The 22,668-nt window shown below is 66.2% G+C and carries 19 protein-coding genes and 1 tRNA gene; 15 read left to right on the top strand and 5 right to left on the bottom strand.

Going from position 1 to position 22,668, the window contains the following annotated elements:
* Positions 1-56 precede the first annotated feature (56 nt).
* The 3 genes from D2T30_RS15415 to D2T30_RS15405 are packed head-to-tail and all read right to left on the bottom strand — an operon-like array spanning position 57 to position 2,166.
* Positions 57-530: a CinA family protein gene (locus D2T30_RS15415; RefSeq protein WP_128209608.1), complete on the bottom strand. Its 474-nt coding sequence runs from the start codon at positions 528-530 to the stop codon at positions 57-59.
* Positions 527-1,030, bottom strand: a complete 504-nt coding sequence (locus D2T30_RS15410) for a phosphatidylglycerophosphatase A family protein (protein ID WP_380728828.1) — start codon at positions 1,028-1,030, stop codon at positions 527-529. The genes D2T30_RS15415 and D2T30_RS15410 overlap by 4 nt, the downstream gene beginning before the upstream one ends.
* On the bottom strand, positions 1,027-2,166 hold the full coding sequence (locus D2T30_RS15405; protein WP_128209607.1) for a bifunctional 2-C-methyl-D-erythritol 4-phosphate cytidylyltransferase/2-C-methyl-D-erythritol 2,4-cyclodiphosphate synthase: 1,140 nt from the start codon (positions 2,164-2,166) through the stop codon (positions 1,027-1,029). The genes D2T30_RS15410 and D2T30_RS15405 overlap by 4 nt, the downstream gene beginning before the upstream one ends.
* Before the next feature lie 213 nt (positions 2,167-2,379).
* Here D2T30_RS15405 and dusB point away from each other — a divergent pair, with 213 nt between their 5' ends.
* The 9 genes from dusB (at position 2,380) to hflX (ending at position 14,221) form a co-directional block, all read left to right on the top strand.
* Positions 2,380-3,372, top strand: a complete 993-nt coding sequence (gene dusB / locus D2T30_RS15400) for a tRNA dihydrouridine synthase DusB (RefSeq protein WP_128209606.1) — start codon at positions 2,380-2,382, stop codon at positions 3,370-3,372.
* Entirely contained in the window at positions 3,369-4,436 is a 1,068-nt protein-coding gene (locus D2T30_RS15395) for a two-component system sensor histidine kinase NtrB (RefSeq protein ID WP_128209605.1), read from the top strand. The genes dusB and D2T30_RS15395 overlap by 4 nt, the downstream gene beginning before the upstream one ends.
* Positions 4,437-4,438: 2 nt before the next feature.
* Complete coding sequence (locus D2T30_RS15390; protein ID WP_128209604.1) at positions 4,439-5,809, top strand: response regulator; 1,371 nt, start codon at positions 4,439-4,441, stop codon at positions 5,807-5,809.
* 64 nt (positions 5,810-5,873) lie between these two features.
* On the top strand, positions 5,874-8,147 hold the full coding sequence (locus D2T30_RS15385; protein WP_128185682.1) for a sensor histidine kinase NtrY-like: 2,274 nt from the start codon (positions 5,874-5,876) through the stop codon (positions 8,145-8,147).
* Complete coding sequence (gene ntrX / locus D2T30_RS15380) at positions 8,140-9,555, top strand: nitrogen assimilation response regulator NtrX (protein ID WP_128209603.1); 1,416 nt, start codon at positions 8,140-8,142, stop codon at positions 9,553-9,555. Before D2T30_RS15385 ends, ntrX begins: the two co-directional genes overlap by 8 nt.
* Before the next feature lie 63 nt (positions 9,556-9,618).
* On the top strand, positions 9,619-10,995 hold the full coding sequence (gene trkA / locus D2T30_RS15375; RefSeq protein ID WP_128209602.1) for a Trk system potassium transporter TrkA: 1,377 nt from the start codon (positions 9,619-9,621) through the stop codon (positions 10,993-10,995).
* Between the two features lie 6 nt (positions 10,996-11,001).
* Complete coding sequence (locus D2T30_RS15370; RefSeq protein WP_128209601.1) at positions 11,002-12,558, top strand: potassium transporter TrkG; 1,557 nt, start codon at positions 11,002-11,004, stop codon at positions 12,556-12,558.
* A 149-nt stretch (positions 12,559-12,707) separates the two neighbouring features.
* A complete protein-coding gene (gene hfq, locus D2T30_RS15365; protein WP_107323454.1) occupies positions 12,708-12,941 on the top strand; it encodes an RNA chaperone Hfq in 234 nt (77 codons plus the stop codon).
* Positions 12,938-14,221, top strand: a complete 1,284-nt coding sequence (hflX, locus tag D2T30_RS15360) for a GTPase HflX (RefSeq protein WP_128209600.1) — start codon at positions 12,938-12,940, stop codon at positions 14,219-14,221. The genes hfq and hflX overlap by 4 nt, the downstream gene beginning before the upstream one ends.
* A 308-nt stretch (positions 14,222-14,529) precedes the next feature.
* On the opposite strand, the gene D2T30_RS15355 is transcribed toward hflX, so the two are convergent.
* The gene (locus D2T30_RS15355) at positions 14,530-16,998 is read right to left on the bottom strand and encodes a penicillin acylase family protein (protein WP_128209599.1); all 2,469 of its coding nucleotides are present in this window, start codon (positions 16,996-16,998) and stop codon (positions 14,530-14,532) included.
* A gap of 104 nt (positions 16,999-17,102) precedes the next feature.
* Here D2T30_RS15355 and D2T30_RS15350 point away from each other — a divergent pair, with 104 nt between their 5' ends.
* From D2T30_RS15350 to D2T30_RS15325, 6 genes are all read left to right on the top strand, one after another.
* Complete coding sequence (locus D2T30_RS15350) at positions 17,103-17,975, top strand: NAD(P)-dependent oxidoreductase (RefSeq protein WP_128209598.1); 873 nt, start codon at positions 17,103-17,105, stop codon at positions 17,973-17,975.
* A gap of 73 nt (positions 17,976-18,048) precedes the next feature.
* Positions 18,049-18,978 (top strand): ACP S-malonyltransferase, encoded by a 930-nt coding sequence (gene fabD / locus D2T30_RS15345; protein WP_128209597.1) that lies wholly within the window; start codon positions 18,049-18,051, stop codon positions 18,976-18,978.
* 76 nt (positions 18,979-19,054) lie between these two features.
* Complete coding sequence (gene fabG, locus D2T30_RS15340) at positions 19,055-19,792, top strand: 3-oxoacyl-[acyl-carrier-protein] reductase (protein ID WP_128209596.1); 738 nt, start codon at positions 19,055-19,057, stop codon at positions 19,790-19,792.
* A 200-nt stretch (positions 19,793-19,992) separates the two neighbouring features.
* Positions 19,993-20,226: an acyl carrier protein gene (locus tag D2T30_RS15335; protein ID WP_128185700.1), complete on the top strand. Its 234-nt coding sequence runs from the start codon at positions 19,993-19,995 to the stop codon at positions 20,224-20,226.
* 75 nt (positions 20,227-20,301) lie between these two features.
* Positions 20,302-20,754, top strand: coding sequence for a YqaA family protein (locus D2T30_RS15330; protein ID WP_128209595.1), 453 nt, complete (start codon positions 20,302-20,304; stop codon positions 20,752-20,754).
* 74 nt (positions 20,755-20,828) lie between these two features.
* Positions 20,829-20,902, top strand: a tRNA-Cys gene (locus D2T30_RS15325).
* 536 nt (positions 20,903-21,438) lie between these two features.
* On the opposite strand, the gene D2T30_RS15320 is transcribed toward D2T30_RS15325, so the two are convergent.
* Positions 21,439-22,659, bottom strand: coding sequence for a cysteine desulfurase (locus D2T30_RS15320; protein ID WP_128209594.1), 1,221 nt, complete (start codon positions 22,657-22,659; stop codon positions 21,439-21,441).
* Positions 22,660-22,668 lie beyond the last annotated feature (9 nt).

The following is a 22,668-nucleotide window of genomic DNA, read 5'->3' as shown; positions in this document are numbered from 1 at the left end:
GAGCGCAAATTCACCCCCGGGATATTTATGGAAAAACGACGGCAGCAGCCCGGAGATCATTCGTCGCGGAGCGCGCCCAGCAACAGGGTGAGCGCGTGGTCGCGTGAGGCTGCCCGCACATTCGCCCGGCCGATCGCGCCGAATTCCCGCGTTTCGGTGAAGGTTGGTCGTCCGGTGACGGCGAGACCGAAGCAGACCCGGCCCTCGGGCTTGAATTCGGACCCGCCGGGGCCGGCGATACCGGTGATCGAGACCGCCAGATGGGTATCGGAATGGGCGAGCGCGCCCTCGGCCATTTCGCGCGCGACCTCTTCGGACACCGCGCCATGGGCGGCGAGGGTTTCGGCCCTCACCCCGATCATCTGCTGTTTGGCGAGGTTGGTATAGGTGACGAAGCCGCGCTCGAACACCGCGGAGGATCCCGGGATGTCGGTCAGCGCGGCGGCGACCATGCCGCCGGTGCAGCTTTCGGCGGTGGCGATGCGCCAGCCCCTGGCCTTGGCGCGGTCGAGGATCTCGGTGGCGCTCATCGCATCAGCACCCCGTGATAGAGCCCGGCGAGGATGATCGTCACGATCCCGGCGAAGATCCCGGCGATGATGTCGTCGAGCATCACCCCCGCCGGCGTATGCCAGCGGTCCGCCCGTCCGACGAGCCATGGCTTCCAGATGTCGAACAGCCGGAACAGCAGGAAGGCCGCGACGGGACCCGGCCAGACCATCGGCACGCCGCGCATCCAGAAGCCGACGAGCGGGAACAGCAGCGCGATCCACTGACCCGCGACCTCGTCGATGACGATTTCCGAAGGATCCTCGGTCGGCGTGTCGCGCAGCCCCTCGGCCACCGTATAGAAGCCGAGCGCGATCACCGCCACCAATGCCGCGACGAAGACCCAGAAGCCGAGGAAATGCGAGATCGCCCAGCCCAGCAGCACCGCCGCGAGCGAGCCCCATGTGCCCGGCGCGGGGGTGATCGTGCCGATATAACCGAAGGTGTTGATGAAGCGCAGAACCGCAGGCGACATGGTCATTCTCCGATCAGGGTGACGGTGGCGATGGCGGCGATGCCTTCCTCGCGGCCGGTGAAGCCGAGCCGTTCCGAGGTCGTCGCCTTGACCGACACCCGCCCCGTTTCGATCCCCATGATGCCCGCAAGCGCCGCCCCCATGTCAAGCGCATGGGGACCCACCTTGGGCCTCTCGCAGATCAGCGTGACATCGCAGTTGGAAATCCGGTAGCCGCGTTCCGCCGCCAGCCTGACCGCATGTTCGAGGAAGATGCGCGAGGCCGCGCCCTTCCATTGCGGATCCGAGGGCGGGAAATGGCGGCCAATGTCGCCCTCGGCCAGCGCGCCATAGATCGCGTCGGTCAGCGCGTGCATCCCCACATCGGCGTCGGAATGGCCGAGCAGGCCGTGCGCATGCGGCACCTTCACGCCGCAGAGCGTGACGTGATCGCCCTCGGTGAAGGCATGGACGTCGAAGCCATTGCCGGTGCGGATATCCATTTCGTGATCCTTTCTGAGCTTCAGGATCGCCCCGGCGCGGGCGAAATCGCGCGGCCAGGTGATCTTCAGATTGTCCTCGGCGCCTTCGGTGATGCGCACGGGCAGGCCCGCCGCACGGGCGACCTCGACATCATCCGCGGCGCCGCCCGGATGGGCACGGTAGGCCGCGAGGATCTCGGGTAGGCGGAAGCCCTGCGGCGTCTGCGCACGGTAAAGACCGCTGCGGTCCTGCGTGCCGGTCACCAGCCCGTCGGCCCCGCGCCAGAGCGCATCGGTGACCGAAAGGGCAGGGGCCGCGGCGGGGGAATCGTCGAGCGCGGCCAGCACATCGCGGATCACCCCTGCGGGCACCAACGGCCGCGCCCCGTCATGGATCAGCACCCGCGTCACATCCGACCCCTCAAGGCAATCGAGCGCCGCCCGGACCGAGGCATCGCGCGCAGCACCCCCCGCGACCAGCGTCACCGTGCCGCCGAAAAGGTCGAGCCCCCGCCGCATGTCTTCGGGATGCAGCACGACGAGGATGCGCCCCACGCCCCGGAACGCCCGCACGGTATGGGCGAGCACCGGCTCCCCGGCCAGCATCCGCCATTGCTTGGGTTCCCCCGCGCCCGCGCGCGTGCCACGCCCCGCCGCCACGATGATGACCGCAACCGTCATGATGCCTCCGTCCTGTCGCGACAGGCTTAGGGCAAGCCTGCGTGGGGTGCAATCGGTGCAAAAATCGCGCAAGCCGCGGCGTCGATCCGCGATCTGCCACCTGAAATGCCGAATTGACGATTAAAAAGCAGGCATATGCCGATTTTTACCGCCCTGAATGCTGCGCCGGAATTGTGATTCCCTGTGCGAATGGATAGCTCAGAGGAAACTGGCATGGAAGTTCACGTGACATTGGCCCTGACTCATCTGCGGATCGACCCCCCGGTCCTGCTGGCCCCCATGGCGGGGATCACCGATCTGCCGTTCCGGCGGATCGTCGCGCGTTTTGGCGCGGGGCTGGTGGTGTCGGAAATGGTCGCCTCGGGCGAGATGCTGACGGCGAAGCCCTCGGTCCGGGCGAAGGCGCGGACGGAGCTGGGTCTCGACCTGCCCTGCTCGGTGCAGCTTGCCGGGCGGGAGGCGCAGCCGATGGCCGAGGCCGCGCGGATCGTGGCCGACATGGGCGCGCAGATCATCGACATCAACATGGGCTGCCCGGCGAAGAAGGTGACGGGCGGCTGGTCCGGATCCGCGCTGATGCGCGCGCCCGATCATGCGCTGAGCCTGATCGAGGCGGTGGTGGGTGCGGTCGATGTGCCGGTGACGCTGAAGATGCGGCTCGGCTGGGATTCGGATTGCCTGAATGCGCCCGAGATCGCCCGGCGGGCGGAGGCGGCGGGGGTGCGGATGATCGCCATCCACGGCCGCACCCGGATGCAGTTCTACAAGGGACGTGCCGACTGGGCGGCGATCCGCGCGGTTTGCGAGGCGGTGCGGGTCCCGGTGATCGCGAATGGCGACATCGTGGACACGGCCACGGCGCGGCAGGCGCTGGACGAGAGCGGCGCGGCGGGGGTGATGGTCGGGCGCGGCGCGCAGGGTGCGCCATGGCGTCTGGCCGAGATCGCCCATGCCCTATACGGCACGCCCGCGCCCCGGATTCCCGCGGGCGATGCGCTCGCCGATCTGGTCGCGGAACATTACGAGGCGATTTTGTCGTTCTACGGTGCGCATGTCGGGCTGCGCCTCGCCCGCAAGCATCTTGGCTGGTATTGCGACGCGGCGGGTGCGCCGTCCGAACTGCGAGCCGGGATGATGGTTTCCACCACGCCGGAAGCGACGCTCGGGCTGATCCGGGCGGCGTTCGGCGAAAGGATCGCAGCATGAATCTGCCCGCCCCAGAGGCCATCTGGTCCTCGCTCCCCACTCCCGCGCTGCTGATCGACAAGGCGGATCGCGTGGTCGAGATCAATCCCGCCGCCGAAGCCTTCCTCAACCTGTCGACCAAGATGCTCAAGGGTCAGCCGGTGCTGGAACGGCTGGTGATCTCGGCCCCGCTGGAAGAGATTTTCGAGCGGGTGCGCAAGAACCGCTCGGCGCTGTTCGTCAACGATGTCGACCTGACGACCGGCGAAAAGGCCCCGGTGCAGTGCAACCTTCAGGCTGCGCCGATGGGCGACGACCCGTTCACGGTGCTGCTGCTGATCCTGCCGCGCGAGCTGGCCGACCGGCTAGGCAGGGCGAGCATGGTGAAATCCGCCGCCCGCTCGGCCATCGGCATGGCCGAGATGCTGGCGCATGAGATCAAGAACCCGCTGGCGGGCATCGCCGGGGCGGCGCAGCTTTTGTCGATGAACCTGTCGGGCGACGATCTGGAGCTGACCGATCTGATCGTCGATGAAACGCGGCGGATCGTGAAACTGCTGGAACAGGTCGAGCAATTCGGCAATGTCCGCCCGCCGGAAAAGCGTGCGGTAAACATCCATGACGTGCTGGACCGGGCGCGGAAATCCGCCGCCGTGGGCTTTGGCATGCACATGACGATCGAGGAAAACTACGACCCCTCGCTGCCATCGACGCTGGGCGATGCAGACCAACTGACGCAGGTGTTCCTGAACCTGCTGAAGAACGCCTCCGAGGCGCAGAAGGGCGAGGGCAAGATCCGTCTGCGCACCTTCTACGACTTTTCGCTGCGGCTGCGGCGCGCGGATGGCAAGGGGCAGGCGCTGCCCCTGCAGATCGAGATCATCGACGACGGCCCGGGCATCCCGCCCGACATCGCCAGCTCGATCTTCGAACCCTTCGTCTCGGGGCGCGAAAACGGCACGGGGCTTGGCCTCGCGCTCGTGTCCAAGATCATTTCCGAACACGATGGCTGGATCAGCGTCGATTCTGTGCCCGGCCGCACCGTGTTCCGCATTTCCCTGCCTATCGCGCCCAAGGAGACCTGACCATGGACGGCACTGTTCTTGTTGCAGATGACGATCGCACCATCCGCACCGTGCTGACGCAGGCGCTGACCCGCGCCGGGTGCAAGGTGCATGCCACCGCCTCGCTGATGACGCTGATGCGGTGGGTCGAGGAAGGGAAGGGCGATCTGGTCATTTCCGATGTCGTCATGCCCGATGGCAACGGGCTGGAGGCCCTGCCGCGCATCGCCCATGAACGCCCGGGCCTGCCGGTGATCGTGATCTCGGCGCAAAACACGATCATGACCGCCATTCAGGCGGCGGAGGCCGATGCCTTCGACTATCTGCCGAAGCCCTTCGACCTGCCCGACCTGATGAAGCGAGCCGCGCGCGCGCTGGAACAGAAGCGCAAGGCGCAGATCACGCCCAAGATCGTCGAGACCCGGACCGAGGGCACGGATCTGCCCCTCGTCGGCCGCACGGCGGCGATGCAGGCGCTGTATCGGCTGGTCGCGCGGGTGATGAACGCCGATCTTCCGGTGCTCATTCTGGGCGAGAGCGGCACGGGCAAGTCACTGATCGCGCGTGCGATCCATGATTTCTCGGATCGCCGTACGCTGCCCTTCGTCGTCGCGCAGGCGGCGGATCTGCAAGGGGCGGACGGGCCTTCGTCGCTGTTGGCCAAGGCGCGGGGCGGATCGCTGGTCTTTGACGAGGTCGGCGATTACGACGACGAGACGCAGGGCCGGATCGTGCGGATGCTCGACGCGCTGCCTGATCCGGCGCCGCGGATCATGGCGACGACGCAGGTGGACCTGTCCTCGCTGATGGAGGCTGGCAAGTTCCGGCAGGACCTGTTCTACCGTCTGGGCGGCGTCACGCTGGCGGTTCCCGCGCTGCGCGAGAGGGTCGAGGATATCCCGCTGCTCGCCGATCACTTCCTGACGCGGGCGGAACGCGACGGGCTGGGCACGCGGCGCTTTTCCGGCGATGCGCTGGCGCTGGTGCGGGCCTACGCCTGGCCGGGCAATGTGCGGCAGCTGGAAAACACCGTGCGGCGGCTGGTCGTCACCTCGTCCGAGGAAGAGATCACCCGCGCCGAGGTGGAATTCGTCCTCGGCAACCAGCCGGCGATCGAGCCGCTGCGCTCGGGCGGCGAGGGGGAGAAGCTGTCCGCCTCGATCGCCCGCCACCTGCGGCGGTATTTCGACCTGCATGGCGGCAACCTGCCCGCGCCGGGGCTATACGACCGGATCCTGCGCGAGATGGAGGCCCCGCTGATCGAGATCGCGCTGGATGCGACCGGCGGAAATCAGGCCAAATGTGCCGATCTGCTTGGGATCAACCGCAATACCTTGCGCAAAAAGATCACCGACCTTGATATTCAGGTGACACGCCGTCGCAAACTGATGTAAATTGGTCACAGGGCATTGTTGCCGATCCGACGCAGGATCGGCGGCCCGGCGACCGGGGGAAGGCTTGACGACAGCGGCAGAACGCACGGCGTGGGACAGGTTGTCCCGATTGCGCCGACAGCGCAGAGTGCAGAACACCCTGACAATCGGGTTGACGCTGCTTGGTCCGTTGCTGGCCCTGCTGACCTTTCTGGTCATGGGGCCATTGCAGCAGGGCGCGGATTCCAATGCGCTGCGGCTGATCCTGCTGGCGGATTTCATCTATTTCCTGCTGCTCGCCGGCATGATCGTGATGCGGCTGATGCAGATGCTGGCGGCGCGGCGGGCGCGGGCCTCGGGCTCGCGGCTGGCGCTGCGGCTGACGGCGGTGTTCGCCGGGATCGCGCTGGTGCCGACGGTGCTGGTGGCGCTGTTCGCCGGGCTGACGGTGAACATCGGGCTGGAGGGCTGGTTCTCGGACCGGGTGCGGTCGGTTCTGGGCACCTCGCTCGCCGCGGCCGAAGCCTATCAGGAGGAACACCGGCAGGATCTGGTGCAGGATGCGCAGGCGCTGGCGAATTTCCTCAATGCGCGGCGGCAGGCTTCGGTCTTCATGTCGGATGGCGATCTGCGGGAATTGCTGGTGGCCGGGCAGGCGGGCATCCAGCGCGGCCTGAAGGAAGCCTATGTGATCGACGGCACCGGCCAGATCGTCGCGCGGGGCGAGCGCAGCTACCTGTTCGATTTCGAGAAACCGGCCCCCGACCGCATCGTCGCCGCCAGCAAGGGCGGCACCATCCTGATCGAGGACTGGCCCAATTCGGAACTGCGGGCGCTGGTGCATCTGGACAGTTTCGTCGACCGCTATCTGTATGTCTCGCGCAAGGTGGACGGGGAAATCCTGTCGCTGCTGGACGACACACGGGCGACGGTGGGGCTGTATCAACAACTCGAACGCACGCGCGGGCGGGTGCTGTTCGAATTCGGTCTGGTCTATGTCGGCTTCGCGCTGATCCTGATCCTTGCGGCGGTCTGGGTCGGGCTGTGGTTCGCGGAACGGCTGTCTCGGCCGATAGGGCGGCTCGCCTCGGCGGCGGAGCGGGTGGGGGCGGGTGACCTCGACGTGCAGGTGATCGAGGAAAAGGGCGATGACGAAATCGCCACGCTCGGCTCGGTGTTCAACCGCATGACGAAGCAGCTCAAGGGCCAGCATGATGCCCTGATCTCCGTCAACCAGAGCACCGAGGAACGCCGGCGGATGTTCGATTCGGTGCTGTCTTCGGTCACCTCGGGGGTGATCGGGCTGGATGCCGAGGGGCGGATCGATTTCCTCAACCGTTCGGCGGTGAAGCTGCTGGACCTGTCCGGGCAGGAACAGGGCCGCGACATCTGCGATTGCGTTCCGGAATTCGCGTCCCTTTTCGGTCGTTTGCAGGACGTTATTCATCCCGTGGTTCAGGACGAGATCCGCATTTCGCGCGGCGGGCGGCTGGAAAGCCTGCTGGTGCGGATGGCGGAACGGCGCGCGGGGGACGGCACGCGCGAAGGCTTCGTCGTCGCCTTCGACGATGTGACGGATCTGGTGTCCGCGCAGCGCATGGCCGCCTGGGGCGATGTCGCGCGCCGCATCGCGCATGAGATCAAGAACCCGCTGACGCCGATCCAGCTGTCGGCGGAACGGATCAAGCGGAAATATACACGTCTGGTGCAGGGCGAGGATGCCGCGACGCTTGAACAGCTGACCGGCGTGATCGTGCGCCAGACCAATGACTTGCGGCGCATCGTTGACGAATTTTCGCGCTTCGCCCGGATGCCGGAGCCGGACCGGCGCGACCATGATCTGGTGCGGCTGATGCATGATGCGGTGCTGTTGCAGGAAGGCGCGCTGCATGGCGCGACGCTGCTGGCCGATCTGCCCGAGGGGCCGGTGGTGGTCGAACTCGACGCCACGATGATTTCGCAAGCGGTCACCAATCTTATCAAGAATGCGGGGGAAGCGATTGAGAGTCTTGAGGAAATGGGCGCGCCCGAAGGATGGCGGCCGGAAATCCGCGTCAGCATGGAAACCGGCCCCGAGGCCGTCACCATCCGCATCGCCGACAATGGCATCGGCCTGCCCGAGGATCGCTCGCGCCTGTTCGAGCCCTATGTGACGACCCGGGCCAAGGGCACCGGCCTTGGCCTGCCGATCGTCAAGAAGATCATCGAGGAACACGGCGGGGTGCTGATCCTGACCGATGCGCCCGAATTCCACCCCGGCGCCCATCGCGGCGCCCTTGCCGAAATCCGACTGCCCCGCGCCCGCTCCGGCCCCCGTGCCGCGCAACGCGCCAACAAGGATACTGTGACCCATGAGTGACATTCTGATCGTCGACGATGAAAAGGACATCCGCGAACTGATCGCCGACATTCTCAAGGACGAAGGTTTCGCCACGCGGCTTGCCGGCAATTCCGACGAATGCATGGAACAGATCAATGCCGAGGCTCCGGCGCTGATGGTGCTGGACATCTGGCTGAAGGACAGCCGGATGGACGGGATCGACATCCTCAAGTCGGTCAAGCGCGACAATCCGGATATCCCGGTCATCATCATCTCGGGCCACGGCAATATCGAGATCGCGGTGGCCGCGATCAAGCAGGGCGCCTATGACTTCATCGAAAAGCCCTTCAATATCGACCAGTTGATGGTGGTGATCTCGCGCGCGATGGAAACCGCGCGGCTGCGGCGGGAAAATTCCACGCTGCGGCGGCGCGATCTGCATTCGGGCGAGATGCTGGGCCAGTCGGCGGCCTTCCGGCGGCTGAAGGACCAGCTTGAGAAGGTCACCAAGTCGAACGGCCGCGTCATGCTGGCGGGCGAGCCCGGCTCGGGCAAGGAAACCGCCGCGCGCTATATCCACGGCAATTCGAGCCGCGCCTCGGCCCCGTTCATCACGGTCAACTCCGCCTCGATCGCGCCCGACCGGATGGAAGAGGTGCTCTTCGGCCGTGACAGCCCGGAACGCGGCACCGAAAAGGGGCTGCTGGAACAGGCGCATGGCGGGGTGATCTATTTCGACGAGGTGGCCGAGATGCCGACCGGCACCCAGTCGAAGATCCTGCGCGTGCTGACCGAACAGCAGTTCACCCGGGTCGGCGGGGTCGACAAGGTGCGGGTGGACCTGCGGGTGATTTCCTCGACCACGCGGGATCTTGCGGCGGAAATCGCGGCGGGCCGCTTCCGGCAGGAACTCTATGACCGGCTGAACGTGGTGCCGATCGCGGTCCCGGCCCTCGCCGACCGGCGCGAGGATGTACCGCTGCTCGCCCGCCATTTCATCGAGGTCTTCAACCGCACCCAGGGCCTGCCGCTGCGCGAGCTGTCGGACGAGGCGGCGGCGGCGATGCAGACGATGGAATGGCCCGGCAACATCCGCCAGCTGCGCAACGTGATCGAGCGGCTGCTGATCCTGGGCGAGGGCACCGGCCCGATCGAGGCGCGCGAGCTGCCCGGCAACGCGCAGCCGGGCGATGACGACCGCATCGTCCTTGGCGGGCAACTGGCGACCCTGCCGCTGCGCGAGGCGCGCGAGCTGTTCGAGCGCGAATATCTGCTGACGCAGATCAACCGCTTTGGCGGCAACATCTCGCGCACGGCGAATTTCGTCGGCATGGAACGCTCGGCCCTGCACCGCAAGCTGAAATCGCTCGGCGTCGTCACCTCGTCCAAGTCGGGCGGGCGGATCGCCCATATCGAGGATGAGGAAGACGAGGACGAAGAGGTCTGATTGACCCTTCCGGGCGGCGGACATAGAACGGGCACCTGACCGCGCGCGGCGGCGGAGGGCAGTATGAAGGTCATCATCTGTGGTGCGGGGCAGGTCGGCTGGCAGATCGCGCGCCATCTTGCGGGCGAACGCAACGATGTCACCGTCGTCGATTCCAACGCCGAACTGGTGCGCCGCGCCGCCGATACGCTGGATGTGCAGGGCGTCGTGGGCTTTGCCTCGCACCCCGATGTGCTGGAACGCGCGGGCGCGCGGGATGCCGATCTGATCATCGCCGCGACCTATTCGGACGAGGTGAACATGGTCACCTGCCATGTCGCCCATTCGATCTTCGGCGTGACGCGCAAGATCGCGCGGCTGCGGGCGCAATCCTATCTGGCGCCGAAATACGAAAGCCTGTTCCGCCGCGACCAGTTGCCCATCGATGTCGTCATCAGCCCCGAGCGCGAGGTGGCGGAGGCCGCGCTGCAACGGCTTTCGGCGCCCTCGACCTTTGACACCGAAAGCTTTCTTGGCGGCAAGGTGCAGTTGCTGGGCATCGCGCTGGAACAGGATTGCCCGGTGCTGAACACGCCGCTGCGGCAGCTGACCGACCTGTTTTCGACGCTGCGCGCGATGGTCGTGGGGGTGCGCCGCGACGGGCGGCTGTTCGCGCCGGAACCCGGCGATCAGCTTTTCGCCGAGGATCAGATCTATGTCTTCGCCTTCAGCGAGGATGTGAACAGAACGCTGGAAATCTTTGGCAAGACGACGAAAAAGCAGGAACGTATCATCATCGTCGGCGGCGGCAACGTCGGCCTTGCGGTGGCGCGCGAGCTTGAGGCGCGGACCGACCGGATGCGGGCGAAGATCATCGAGCGCGACCGCGCCACGGCGGAACGCGCCGCCGACGGGCTGGAACGGACCATCGTGCTGAACGGCGACGGGATGAGCGCCGAGCTTCTGGAAGAGGCGAATATCGAACGGGCCGACGCGATCCTTGCGGTGACCGACGACGACAAGACGAATATCCTTGTATCCGTGCGGGCGAAGCAGGCGGGCTGCAAGATGGCGATCTGTCTGGTGAATGACCCGACGCTGGTGCCGCTGATGGCCGCCGTCGACATCGACGCCTACATCAACCCGCGCGCGACCACCGTGTCCTCGATCCTGCGGCATATCCGGCACGGGCGGGTGCGGGCAATCTATTCCGTGGGCGATGCGGAAGGCGAGGCGATCGAGGCGCAGATCCTCGGCTCCTCCTCGATGGCGGGCAAGCTGGTGCGGGAGATCGAACTGCCGGAAGGCGCGCTGATCGGCGCGGTGCAGAAGGGCGACCGGATCATCAAGCCGGTGGGCGACACCAAGATCGACGAGGGCGATGTGGTGCTGCTGTTCGCGCTGGCCAAGGACGTGCCGGTGATCGAGCGGCTGCTGCAGGTCTCGGTCGAGTTCTTCTGAGCGATGATGCGCGCCCTGACCGAAGCGCCGCTGTTCGTCGTCCTGATCGCCATCGGGGCGCTGGCGATGCAGGTGCCGGCGATCCATGCGGTGATGGGCGGGCATTACGCGGTGGCGCGGTCGTTCTTTTACTCCGGCATCCTGTTTCTGGGGTTGAGCCTGCTTCTGGGTCTTGCCGGTGCCGCGAATGCCGAGGGCCGCACCAGCCGCGCCCATCTGGTGACGATGCTGGCAAGCTTTCTGCTGCTGCCGCTCGAACTGGCGACACCCTTCTATCTGGCGGTCCCCGATACGACCCTGTTCCGCAGCTGGTGGGAAATGGTGTCCTGCCTGACGACGACCGGGGCCACGCTTTACGATCCCGAGCGGCTGATCGGGTCCCTGCATCTGTGGCGGGCGCTGATCGGCTGGCTTGGCGGTTATTTCATTCTGGTGATGGCGATCGCGGTTCTGGCGCCCCTGCGGCTCGGCGGGTTCGAGATCTTCGGCTCGGGTGCGGCCACCCACAGCGCCAATCTGCGCGCGGATCCGGTGCGCGCGGTTGGTGGCGGCGAGGCGCCGACCTTCTTCACCGACGACATCGCCGAGCCGGGAGAGAGGATCCGCCATTTCGCCCGGGTGCTGCTGCCCGCCTATGCCGGGCTGACGGCGGTGCTGTGGCTTTTGCTGGTGACGGTGGGCGAAGACGGTCTGGTGGCGCTGTGCCATGCGATGTCGACGCTGTCGACCTCGGGCATCTCGCCGCTGGGGACGCTGGGAAGGGGTGAAGGCGGCATCCCCGGAGAGATGTTCATCTTCCTCTTCCTGATCCCGGCGCTGTCGCGGCGGCTCTGGCCCGGTGGCGGCGAGCTGCGCGCCTCGGCCCGGCTGCGCGACGATCCCGAACTGCGCCTTGCGGCGGTGCTGGTCCTGTTGGTGACGCAGGTGCTGTTCATGCGGCATTGGCTGGCGGCGCTGGAAATCGACACGCCGGTCGCGCCGGGGCAGGTGCTGCGCTCGGTCTGGGGCGGGCTGTTCACCTCGCTGTCGTTCCTCACCACCACGGGCTTCGCCTCGGGCAGCTGGAACGAGGCGCGGACGTGGTCCGGGCTCGGCACGCCGGGGCTGATCCTTGCGGGGCTGGCGGTCACCGGAGGCGGCATCGCGACCACGGCGGGCGGCATCCGGCTGTTGCGCATCTACGCCCTTCTGCGGCATGGCGAACGCGAACTGGTCCGGCTGGTCCACCCGGCGGCGGTGCATGGCGGCGGCCCCACGGCGCGCTGGTTGCGGCGCCAGGGAGCCTATACGGCGTGGATCTTCTTCATGCTGTTCATGCTGTCGGGCGCGGTGATCATGGCGGCGGTATCGCTGGCGGGCATGCGGTTCGAGCCAGCGGCGGTGATGACCATCTCGGCCCTGTCGAACACCGGGCCGCTGGCGGCGATCGCTCTGGATACGCCCCTGCGCTGGTCCGAACTCGACACCGCGCCGCAGTTCATCCTGGCGCTGGCGATGGTTCTGGGGCGACTGGAAACGCTGGCGATCGTCGCGCTGTTCAATCCCGATTTCTGGCGCGGCTGAACGGCTTAGCCCGCCCCGGTGCAATGGCTTGATTCGGCGCGCGATTTTGGGGGTGGAAACTCCCCCGCCGTTGCGCATATTCTGGGCCTGCGGATGCCAAGGACGGGTCCGTCGCGCGAATAACAACAGCTGCATAGGCATAAAAACAAATGGCTGCCGATAAACAGAACCTGCAGGATGCGTTCCTGAACCACGTCCGCAAGACCAAGGTCCCGGTGACGATCTTCCTTATCAACGGGGTGAAACTGCAAGGCGTGATCACCTGGTTCGACAATTTCTGCGTCCTGCTGCGCCGCGACGGGCAATCGCAACTTGTCTACAAGCATGCGATTTCCACCATCATGCCGGGCCAGCCGATCTCTCTGTACGAGGGCGAAGACTGACCGATCTCATCCAATCCGCGGAACGGCCCACCCGGGCCTATGTCCTGCATCCCGACCTGAAGGCGGCGGATACCCGCCGTCTGCCGGAACTCCGACTGGCGGAGGCGGTTTCGCTTGCCGTGGCGCTGCCGAACCTCGATGTCGTCGGGCATGAGGTCGTGCGCATCGCCAAACCCCATGCCGGGCATCTGTTCGGCTCGGGCAAGGTCGAGGAACTGAAGGCACGCTTCGAGGTGCTGGAGGTCGATCTGGTGCTGGTCGATGGTCCGGTCAGCCCGGTGCAGCAAAGGAACCTCGAAAAGGAATGGGGGGTGAAGCTCCTCGACCGAACGGGGCTGATCCTTGAGATTTTCGCCGACCGGGCGCGGACGCGCGAAGGCGTGCTGCAGGTGGAACTCGCGGCGCTCAGCTATCAGCGCACGCGGCTGGTGCGGGCCTGGACCCACCTTGAACGGCAGCGCGGCGGCTTCGGCTTCGTCGGCGGCCCCGGCGAAACGCAGATCGAGGCGGACCGGCGCGCCATCGACGAACAGGTGATCCGCATCAAGCGCCAGCTTGCCAAGGTGGTGAAAACGCGCGAGCTGCACCGCGCCGCACGCCGCAAGGTGCCGTTCCCGATCGTCGCGTTGGTGGGCTATACCAACGCGGGAAAATCGACGCTGTTCAATCGCATGACCGGCGCCGACGTGCTGGCGAAGGACATGCTGTTCGCCACGCTCGACCCGACGATGCGCGGGATCACGCTGCCCTCGGGGCGCAAGGTGATCCTGTCGGATACGGTGGGGTTCATCTCGGATCTGCCGCATGAACTCGTCGCCGCCTTCCGGGCCACGCTGGAAGAGGTGCTGGAAGCCGATCTGATCCTGCATGTGCGCGATATTTCCCACCCCGAGACCGAGGAACAGGCAGAGGATGTCGGTGAGATCCTCGAATCGCTCGGCGTGTCCGAGGATGTGCCGCTGATCGAGGTCTGGAACAAGATCGACGCGCTATCACCCACTTCGCGCGAGGCGTTGCTGGTCGCGGATGCGCGGCGTTCAGAGGTGCAGGCCGTCTCTGCCCTGACTGGCGAGGGGTTCGAGGCGCTGCTCGGCGCGATCGAAACCCGGCTCGGCGAGGAACGCCACGACGACACCCTGCATCTGCCGTTCTCGGCGGGCCGCGAGCGCGCGTGGCTGCACGACCAGAATGTCGTGCGCGGCGAGACCGAGACGAAGGACGGCTGGACGATCGAGGTGAACTGGTCGGTCAGCCAGCGCCACCGCTACCGCGCGCTGTAAGGGCAGGAGCTGCACCGAGGCTCTGCGACATCCAGCGGAGCCTCCTTCACTCGCGGACGGTCTGAATTTAAAGGCCTGTGCGACGGACGGCGCATCTGGCGCCGGCTTCAAACCTGCCAGAACAAGCTTTCTCCAATTCGTGTTTCCATAAATATCCCGGGGGTGAGCGCGGCACGCGCGAGGGGGCTGGCCCCCTGCCACCCCATCCACAGGCCCCGTGACCTTCATTTCAAGACCACGCTTCAACCCGCTGAAAACAAAAAGAACAGACCTGAACACGCGCCCTCGGGCGCGTGTTCGCCGCCGGATCACTCGCCACCCGCCGGCTCAGGTTCCAGCCGGGTGATTCCCGCCGCCGCCGCCCGTGCCAGCGCCGGGTCGAGCGACATCGGGATATATTCCCCTCGCCGCCAGAGGCCCGACAGATCGTCGTAATGGCGGCTCAGCGGATGCCCGGACTGGCCGGTGGCGATGATGAAGACCGAGCTGTCGGGATCGGCGAAATCATAGACGCCGCGATAGCCCGCGCCATGCACGTTCAGGAACGGATTCGGCCCGGTGCCGAGCGTCACCCCCCGGTTCAGCGTGAAATCCCCGCCCGAGGTCGATTGCCGGATATTGGTGATCCATTTCAGGATCGGCGTCCGGCCGAGCACCGGATGGTCATGCGTCGCCTCATGCGCGTCGCCCCACCGCCAGCTGTCGATATTCGCACCGTATTTCGCCTTCAGCTCCATCAGCGCGTCATCGAGCGACATCCGCGCCATATCGGGGCAGGTCTCGACCGGGGCCGATTGCATCACGTCGCACCAGCGCGCCGCGCCATCTGTGTCGCGGAAGACCCGCTCGATGAACAATGGCTCCAGATGGGAAAATTCGTTGGCGAGCGGCCCGAGTTCGTCGCGGATCAGCCGGTTTTGCAGGCTGCGCATCCAGGCGGCGTAGATCAGCGGCTCGGGCATATGCTCGTTCATGTCTCCGTCCCAGGCCGCCAGCAGTTCCAGCGCGCGCTGCCGCAGCCGCTCGGGCGTGCCCTCGGGCGCGGGCTCGCCGGTGAACCAAAGATCCTTGCCGACCAGCGGCAACAGCCCCCGTGCCGCGGAAGAAACGGTATCGAGCTGCGCCGAGATGAAGCTTTCGCGCGAATGCACCTCGCGCTCGCCCATCAGCCGGGTCAGCCGCTGCACCCGTTGGCTGTCGCCCCAGTGAAAGCTGACATGATCGGGGAAGGGGCGGTCGACGGTCTTGTTGTTGGTGTTGATGACGATCCCGCCCGCCGGGTCGAGTACGCGCGGGTTGCTGTCATAGGGCTCGATCCCCTGCCAGCGATTCTCCGCCCGCCAGCCGGGCGAGGGCATCCGGCCCTGCGTCATGTGCCGCGGATCGCGTTTCGGGATCGCGCCGACCGTGACCATGCCCACCGTCCTCTGATCGGCCAGAATCAGGTTCTGCGCCGGCGCGACGAAACGTTCGCCCGCGGCCACCGCCTCGTCCACATTGCCCGCCCGCATCAGCGCGAGCCCGGCGCTCATCGAGGTGTCGGCCGAACTCAGCGCCGTCCAGCTGAGCGAGACGACATCGCCGGGCGGCGTAATGGCGGCAAGGTTGAAGTGCCCTGAGGGCAGCACCGGCCCGTTTTCCGTCCAGCGCAGCGTCAGGGTGACGGGGCGCGCATCCTTGACGTTGATGATGGTGCGGCGGGTCTCGAATTCCTTCCAGCCGTCGGGGGTGCGGTAGCGGTTCGGATCGGCGCGGTCGAGTTCCTCGATATGCAGGTCCTGATCGTCGACATAGGCCGTGGTGATCCCCCAGCCGAGCCGCGCGTTCCGCCCCGTCAGCACCAGCGGCACCCCCGGGATCGTCCCGCCGATCACCCCGCCGGAGCCGAGTTCCAGCCGCGCGAGATACCACCACGACGGCGCGGTGAAGCCCAGATGCGGGTCGTTCGCCAGCAGCGATCCCCCGGCGGCCGAGCGGCGCGGCGCGGCGGCGAAGGCGTTCGAGGCGCCCGCCAGATCGCGGGGCGCAAAGGGCGACATCGCGCCTTCGGCATCGGCGAGCCGCACGGATTTCGGCACCTTGGGGAACAGGCTCGCGTAATCGGGCAGCGCCGCCACGCCGGGGCCGGGCATGTCGGGCATGATGTCGCGCACCCAGTTCTGCCCCAGAAGCGAAACGCGGGCGCGCAGCACCTCGTCCTGCATCTGGCTCGACAGTTGCGCGGCCAGCAGCTTGACGATGGCGATCGAATCCGCCGGGGTCCAGTAGGCGATCTCATTGTCGAACAGGAAGAATTCCGGCGCGCCCCGGCCAAGCGCACCCTTGTTCACCTGCGCGATCCAGGCGTTCACCCCGCGCGCATAGGCGGCAAGCGCGGCCTGCGTCTGCGCGTCCTGCGCGCCCACCGATTTCACCGCGGCGCCGTAAAGGTCAAGCCGCCGCATCAGCTCGTCCGTCCTGACCGTTTCCGCCCCGAAAACCTCGCTCAGCCGGCCCTGCACGGTGCGGCGCAGCATGGTCATCTGCCACAGCCGGTCCTGCGCATGGGCAAGCCCGAGGGCGAAGAACACGTCCTCATCCGTCTGGCCGAAGATATGCGGCACGTCCTCGGTCGAGCGGACGATCTCCACCGGGGCGGAGATGCCAGCCACTGTATAGGTCGCGTCGTAATCGGGCAGCGAGCGCGCCGCGAAATACCACGCCCCCGCCGCCGCGAGGACCAGAAGTGCTAGCGCCGCCGAAACGAGTCGGACCATCCAGCGGAAAAGGCTATACATCGGCAGGCTCGGCGGTGAGGTTGACGGAGACGGTCTGCGCGTTACTAAGTCAGGCGGGACCGATGATCAACGCGCGTTTCACGCACGAACAGGGGAGCAGGGTGATGGCGAAAGTTGCGTTTCTGGGACTTGGGGTGATGGGATTTCCGATGGCGGGGCATCTGGCCGCCGCCGGACACAAGGTGACGGTCTACAACCGCACCGCCGCGAAGGCCGAGGCCTGGGTGGAAAAACATGCGGGCGAATGGGCCGCGACCCCCGCCGACGCGGCGCGCGACTGCGATTTCGTCATGGCCTGCGTCGGCAATGACGACGACCTGCGGGCCGTCTGTCTGGGCGAGACGGGGGCATTCGCCGGGATGAAGCCCGGGGCGATCTTTGTCGATCATACCACGGTCTCGGCGAAAGTCAGCCGGGAGCTGGCGGAAATCGCCCGCGAAAAGGGGCTCGGCTATGTCGATGCGCCGGTTTCGGGCGGGCAGGCGGGGGCCGAGGGCGGCGTCCTGTCGGTCATGTGCGGTGGGTCCGAGGCGGATTACGCCAAGGCCGAACCCGTCATCGACGCCTATGCCAAGGCCTGCCTGCGGATGGGCGATGTGGGCGCCGGCCAACTGACCAAGATGTGCAACCAGATCGCCATCGCGGGGGTGGTGCAGGGTCTGTCCGAGGCGCTGCATTTCGCCGAAAAGGCGGGCCTGCCGATCACCGATGTGGTCGAGGCGATCTCGCAGGGTGCCGCCGGGTCCTGGCAGATGTCCAACCGCTACAAGACGATGGCCGAGGAGAAATACGATTTCGGCTTTGCCGTTGACTGGATGCGCAAGGATCTGAACATCTGTCTGACCACCGCCAACGAAACCGGCGCGAGCCTGCCGGTCACCGCGCTGGTCGATCAGTTCTACAAGGAAGTGCAGTCGATGGGCGGCGGGCGGTGGGATACCTCCTCGCTGATCGCGCGGCTGCGCAAGCTGGGCTGAACCCGGGCCTGGGGGGCGGTTGTTCGCGCCCGCCCGCCGCGCTAGAGGATGGCCAAAACCAAAGGAGGACGGCATGAGCCGCGCATTCGTATTCCCCGGGCAGGGGGCGCAGACCATCGGCATGGGCAAGGCGCTGGCCGACAGCTATCCGGCCGCGAAAGCGGTCTTCGACGAGGTGGACGAGGCGCTTGGCGAAAAGCTCTCGGCGCTGATCTGGGAAGGCTCGATCGAGGATCTGACGCTCACCGCCAATGCGCAGCCGGCGCTGATGGCGACCTCGATCGCCGCGCTGCGGGCGCTGGAAAGCGAAGGCTTCGCGGTCACCGATGCGGCTTTCGTCGCCGGGCACAGCCTTGGCGAATATTCGGCGCTGTGCGCGGCGGGCAGCCTGAGCCTGTCGGATACGGCGCGGCTTTTGCGGATCCGGGGCGCGGCGATGCAATCCGCCGTGCCGGTGGGGATCGGCGCGATGGCGGCGCTGCTGGGGCTTGATTTCGCCACGGCGACCGAAGTGGCGACCGAGGCCGCGCAGGGCGAGGTCTGCCAGGCGGCGAACGACAACGATCCTTCGCAGGTCGTGGTGTCGGGCCACAAGGGCGCGGTCGAACGCGCGGTCGAGATCGCCAAGGCGAAAGGCGCGAAACGGGCGGTGATGCTGCCGGTCTCGGCCCCCTTCCACTGCGCGCTGATGCAGCCCGCCGCCGACCGCATGGCCGAGGCGCTGGCCGATGTCGAGGTGAAGCCGCCGGTGGTGCCGCTGGTCGCCAATGTCGTCGCCGAGGCGGTGACCGATCCCGCGACGATCCGCGCCCTGCTGGTGAAGCAGGTCACCGGATCGGTGCGCTGGCGTGAAAGCGTCGAATGGATGGCGGGGCAGGGCGTCACCGAATTCTGGGAAATCGGCGCGGGCAAGGCGCTGTCCGGCATGATCCGGCGCATCGCCAAGGATACGGTGCAAAAGGCCGTCGGCACGCCCGAGGACATCGCCGCGCTGAAGGGCTGAGGGGCGCGCGCCGGGGGCCTCTGGCCCCACGGCGCGGTGGCTGTTATGGAGGCGGAAATCCACAAGAGGGACGGATATGTTTGACCTGACGGGAAAATGCGCGCTGGTGACCGGCGCATCGGGCGGTATCGGCGCGGGCATCGCGCGGGCCTTGCACGAGGCCGGGGCGAAGGTCGCGCTTTCGGGCACCCGCGTCGGCCCGCTCGAGGAACTGGCGGCGGATCTGGGGCAGGGCGCCTATGTCTGCCCGGCGAACCTGTCGGACACCCCCTCGGTCGAGGCGCTGCCGAAGGCCGCGAGCGAGGCGATGGGCGGGCTCGACATCCTGATCAACAACGCGGGCATCACCCGCGACAACCTGTTCATGCGGATGTCGGACGAGGAATGGCTGTCGGTTCTGGATGTCAACCTGACGGCCTCGTTCCGGCTGATGCGGGCGGTGCTGCGGCCGATGATGAAGGCGCGGTGGGGGCGCATCATCTCGATCTCGTCCATCGTCGGCACGACGGGGAATCCGGGGCAGGGGAACTACGCCGCGGCCAAGGCCGGCCTTGTCGGCATGTCGAAATCGCTGGCCTACGAAGTGGCGAGTCGCGGCATCACGGTGAACTGCGTGGCGCCCGGCTTCATCGCCACCGCGATGACCGACAAACTGAACGACGAGCAGAAGGCCAAGATCCTCGCGCAGATTCCCGCCGGCCGCATGGGCTCGACCGATGACATCGCCGCGGCGGTCCTGTATCTGGCAAGCCCCGAGGCGGGTTACGTCACCGGCGCCACGCTGCATGTCAACGGCGGCATGGCGATGGTCTGATGGGGCGCACTTGCGAAACGGCTTGCCATGGGGCATGACTGTGCTATAGGCGGCGACGCAAGGGCGGGGCTTTACCCCCGCGTCACGGGCCGTCTTGCGATCGGGACCTTTGCCCCGGCATCGCAGGAAATGGCAACAACCGCTCGCGCAGACGGGCACCGATAAGGGACGGGCCAAGGCCCTCAAACTGAGGAAGAGACATGAGCGACATCGCAGATCGCGTTAAAAAGATCGTCGTGGAGCATCTGGGCGTGGACGAGGACAAGGTGACTGAAACCGCCTCGTTCATCGACGATCTGGGCGCGGACAGCCTTGACACCGTGGAACTGGTCATGGCCTTCGAGGAGGAGTTCGGCATCGAGATCCCGGACGACGCCGCCGAAACCATCCAAACCTTCGGCGATGCGGTGAAATTCATCTCGGAAGCGGTGTAAGCTTCCAGGATCGCTTCACAGCGACAGGCGGCGCCCGGTGGGCGCCGTTTTTCTTTGTGCCGATGCAGGGGCCTCATGATCGCACTGACCGGATTGTTCCTTGCCGCGCTGCTGGCCGCGACCGTGTTTCCGGCGCAGTCCGAGGCGGTTCTGGTGATCCTGCTGCGTGCCGGGGACCATCCCGTTTGGCTGCTGCTCGCCGTGGCGACGGCGGGGAATGTGCTGGGCTCCGTGGTGAACTGCGGGCTCGGACGCTTTCTGCTGCGGTTCGCGGACAGACGCTGGTTTCCCTCCTCGGGCATGAAACGCGCGCAGGCATGGTATCGACGCTACGGCCACTGGAGCCTGTGGCTGTGCTGGGTGCCCGTCGTGGGCGATCCGCTGACGGTCGTGGCCGGCGCGATGCGCGAGCCGCTCTGGCGCTTCCTGACGGTCGTCCTGCTGGCAAAGGCCGGGCGGTATGTCGTGCTGGCGGCGATCACGCTTGCATGGTTCCAGCCGGCACCGGGGGCAGGCGGCGCGGAATGAACCGGGGAATCTGATGACCCGGTTGATAACCGCTTGACGGCTCCGCCCGAAAAATCTAATGAAGCCAAGGCTCCGGCGGGTTGGCGGAGAGGTTACGCAGCGGATTGCAAATCCGTGAAGACCGGTTCGATTCCGGTACCCGCCTCCAAATCTTTTCAATGATTTAGAATAGTCTGGCTGTTGCCGCGGTGATCTTGCGGCTTCGGCTCTGGTATGTCATTCAGTCAGGCTGTTTCTGAGCTTCGCCGCGCATTTGCAAACCCGTCGCGCCGGGTGGATCAACGGCAACGATCAAACGGCCGCCCAAGCTCCACCAGTTCAGAAGCCGCGAAACAGTCCAACGCGCGAACCTGCGTGGCCCACATCAGATTATCGCGTTCCTCGGCGCAGGGATCTGACGCTGACACCGCTGGCGCAACTGGAATCTCATCGACACGATATAGGGATCGATATGGCCGCCATCACGCTGGGGTTCATTCGCTGCGCAGATTCCTGTCGGCTGAGTGAACGCAAGCAGCGGGAAAGCCTTAATCCAAAGGCCCCGGAATGGCTCCGGCTGCGAGTTCACGAAAGGGAATGCGCCATATCCGTTAGTCAAATAATAGTCAAATAATAAGTATTATGTAAAATATACTAACGCACAGCCCGCCAGGCCGATAGTTCCGTCACCGGATCCGCCGCCTGTCAGGCCAGCAGCTCGTGACAGAGTTCCAGGGCCGAGATCAGCGCATCGACCTCTTCGCGCGTGTTGTAGAGCCCGAACGAGGCGCGTGCCGTGGCCGTCAGCCCGTAATGCGCCAAGAGCGGCATGGCGCAATGCGTGCCTGCGCGCACTGCGACCCCGCGCTTGTCGAGGATGGTCGAGACGTCATGCGCATGTCCCGGTCCGGTGATCGTCATCGAGAAGATCGCGCCTTTGTCCGGTGCGTTGCCCTGAATGTTCAGCCAGTTCAGCCCGTTGAAACGCGATTGGGCGTAATCGCGCAGCATGGCCTCATGCGCCGCGATGTTTTCCATCCCCAGACCCATCAGATAGTCCAGCGCCACGCCCAACCCGATCTGCTGGACGATTCCGGGCGTGCCGGCCTCGAACTTCAACGGCGCCGGCGCATAGGTCACGGTGTCGCGCGTCACCACGTCGATCATGTCGCCGCCGCCAAGGAACGGACGCATCTCCGCCATCCGCTCTGGCTTGATGTGGATCGCGCCGGAGCCCGTCGGGCCGTAAAGCTTGTGGCCGGTGATCGCGTAGAAATCGCAGTCCAGATCCTGCACATCGACCGGCGCATGGACCGCGCCCTGCGATCCGTCGACCAGAACCGGCACGCCCTTGGCATGGGCACCGGCGGCGATCGCCTTGACGTCGACCCTTGTGCCGAGGACGTTCGACATATGCGTCACGGCAACCAGTTTCGTGCGCGGGCCGATGGCCTCGATCACCCGCTGCGGATCGAGGCTGCCATCGGCCTCGGGCTCCACCCATTTCAGCACCACACCCTGACGTTCCCGCAGGAAATGCCACGGCACGATATTCGCGTGATGTTCCATGACGCTCAGCACGATCTCGTCGCCCGGCTGCATCCTCGGCGCGGCCCAGGCATAGCTGACCATGTTGATCGCCTCGGTCGAGCCGGTGGTGAACACGATCTCTTCGGGATCGGCCGCGTTCAGGAACCGCGCGATGGTGTGGCGTACCTTTTCGTATTCTTCCGTCGCAACCGTCGAAAGATGGTGCAACCCGCGGTGAACATTCGCATAATCATGTTGATAGAAGCGCGTCATCGCGTCGATGACCACCTGCGGCTTCTGGGCCGAGGCGCCGTTGTCCAGATAGACCAGCGGCTTGCCGTTCACCTCGCGGCCGAGAATCGGAAAATCCTGGCGGATGCGCTGGACGTCATACATGCCCGTTTC

It is taken from the genome of Paenirhodobacter populi (assembly GCF_004022215.1).
GTDB lineage: Bacteria > Pseudomonadota > Alphaproteobacteria > Rhodobacterales > Rhodobacteraceae > Rhodobacter > Rhodobacter populi.
This window is presented reverse-complemented; position numbering and strand designations above follow the sequence as displayed.